Origin of the sequence: Arthrobacter sp. 7Tela_A1 (assembly GCF_049311065.1) — a bacterium.
Taxonomy (GTDB): domain Bacteria; phylum Actinomycetota; class Actinomycetes; order Actinomycetales; family Micrococcaceae; genus Arthrobacter_B.
The window spans coordinates 1-2,510 of the sequence record NZ_JAXIOO010000075.1; the positions used below are offsets into that span (position 1 = coordinate 1).

The 2,510-nt window shown below is 62.2% G+C and carries 1 protein-coding gene; it reads right to left on the reverse strand.

The annotated features are described in order from the left end of the window. Positions 1-121: 121 nt before the first annotated feature. The gene (locus TVB01_RS16540; RefSeq protein WP_422456993.1) at positions 122-1,816 is read right to left on the reverse strand and encodes a thioester domain-containing protein; all 1,695 of its coding nucleotides are present in this window, start codon (positions 1,814-1,816) and stop codon (positions 122-124) included. Between the last annotated feature and the right edge of the window lie 694 nt (positions 1,817-2,510).

Below are 2,510 nucleotides of genomic sequence, written 5' to 3' on the forward strand. Positions count from 1 at the left end.
GCTGTCGTGCGCCGGCCACACTGCCGTATCTCCCCTGTCCCGGTGCGTTTACGGTGCCGGGACAGGGGCTAGGCGCAGCAGGCCGATCGTTCTGGCTTCGCCTGCTGCAGGCGAGGTGCGCTTACTCCAGGCGGCGCCGTCGTCGGGATCCCAAAACCATGAGCGTGCCCGCCAGCAGGATTCCCCCGCCCATCAGGGCCAGCTCCTGGCTCACGGCGTTGGCTCCGGTCCTCGGGAGGGTTGCCTGTCCCCACGCGGTCTCGGTCTCGGTCGGGGTAGGCGTGTGGACGGGTGTGTGGGTGTAGGTGTTGACCGCTTCGAGAGTGGTGTTCTGTCCGCCAGTCACGACCACAGGGTCCGGAAGGTCGACGCTGACAACAGCCTCGGTATTCTGCCCGGATTCCTCCTCGCGGATGAAGCAAGTGGTACCGGCAGGAATCTGGTCGTAACTCCTCGTGACTATCTCGGTGTTGCGGGCGGGAATAACGATGGAATCTGCCACCTCCCCGTCGCAGACCACGGACAGTACAACCTGGTCCTGGAACCCGGCTCCGTCGCCTGCGAAGTGCTTGACTACCGAAAGCTGTCCGTAGATGAACTGCACATCGTTGACCAGTTCGGCCACAGCGGTTTGCCCCGTCACGATGTCCACCGTCGCAGATTCACCGGCGACCACATTGACGATCTCGTTGGAGCCTGAGCTCACCTCGCTGACCGTGCAGGATGTCCCGTCGGCGATCTCCTCAAAGGTCTGAACATACGTACCCGCTGGAGTTCCTCCCGCGATGATGAAGGATTCGTTCAGCTCGGCACCACAGTCCACGCTAACGACGATGTCGCTCTGGTTGCCTGCGCCCGCGCCGGTGATTGCCTTGGAGACAACCAGAGTGCCCGGATCCACCTCGGTATGGACGAAGGTTGCAAAGTCTGTCGCATTGGCCTGTGACGTGGACGCCAGGATCAGCGGTTGCGCATCGGCGGGGTTCCCGGCTCCCAAATACACGCTGCCCGTTTCCAGTGTCACGCTGGCTGCCGCAGACAACGAGCCATCCGCAGCGACCCCGCTGTTGTTCTGTATCCAAAGGGACGTGCCCGGTTCGACGGCAGACCCGCTTGCGATCTCCTGCCCGCCCACAGCATCACTGTGCAGGGTGCTTCCTTCCGGGGCGCTTACGGTAATGGGGCCAACGTTCTGTCCGTTCACCGTAAAGGGACCAGCCCTTGAGCCGAGGAACGCCGAAGCTGTCTCCGGCGTGATCTCGATTCCCGGAACGCCCGGCGTTACGGCTGGGCCGTTGGTTTGTGCGTCCAGCACGATTGCCGCAGCAGCAGCTCGGATTTCTTCCTCCGAAGTATCCAGCACGAAGCCGTCCGTAAAGTACCAAATAGCGGCCTGCACGGCCGCGGCCTGCTGATCCTCGTTCAACCCGGCGGGCAGCCCGGTATTGGGATAGTAGTTGTTCAGGACATAAGTCACGTATCCGATATTCGGAACGTTCGATTCCTCCCATGAGTCCAGTACATAGTCGACGCCTGCCTCCGTATCCAGGTACACGTTGATGCAGTACATCAGGGCCACCTGCTCCGGGTCGTCAACGCTGGCAGTCTGGACGATGCCGGCATAGGTGTCCATGTTGACGTAGTCTGCCGGATTCTCGGCAGGGTACTCAGCAAGAGGATTTGGAACAGTGACCTCGCCAGGGTGGAGTCCCTGAACCACCTGTCCTGGGCCGAATCCGGTGACTACAACTGCCGGCAGGGGCTCAAGTGCCACCGCGCTCAGCGGTGCTGCCAGGACCATTCCCGCGGTCAACACCGCGAGCAACGAACCCTTCCTGTGAAGCCCCCGTTTGTCCTTGGCCCGTCTGGAATGGCCCCTGACACGCGCGAGTAATGGAGACTGCTTCATGGACATCGGCTCCTCTGTTAGTTCTAATCCGTAGGAGAGACCTGCGGCCTTATCGGATAAAGTCCGCCCTCCTGCCGATGCGCGAGACTACGGGCAGGTACCCGTTTGCGACAGAGAAGAATTACGCGTTTTAACCACATCCGCGTTACGTATATGGGCCTTAGGGACCGAACTGGCTGCCTGTGAAGCAGGTGAATCGCTGGGAATCGCCTGGAATTACGCGGGATCCACTTGTCAGGGGATGGGCGCCGGATCCCGGCGCAGACGGTTCAAGCCGGTGCAATGCACCAGATGGTGGAAGGGATAGCCGGAAGTGCGCAGGTGTGCGTTGGGAACGTGTGCCCGTCAGCAGACGCCGGCCTCGGTGCTCACGCCCGTGCCCAATGCGGCACCACAGGCACGACGCCGGGGGGCTTGGGAGGAAATGATGCGGCGCAGGGTGTTCGGGCACCGGGTTTCCCACCCGTCGTTATAGGTGTTCCCCCGTGAGGTCACACCGGCCACGGGAGCAACGGAGCGTGGGAACAGCGGCCCCGCATGCGGACCTGCATGGCTCCGGTATGCCGTTGCCGGCCCTGGCGGTGCACGGTGATTTTGCGCA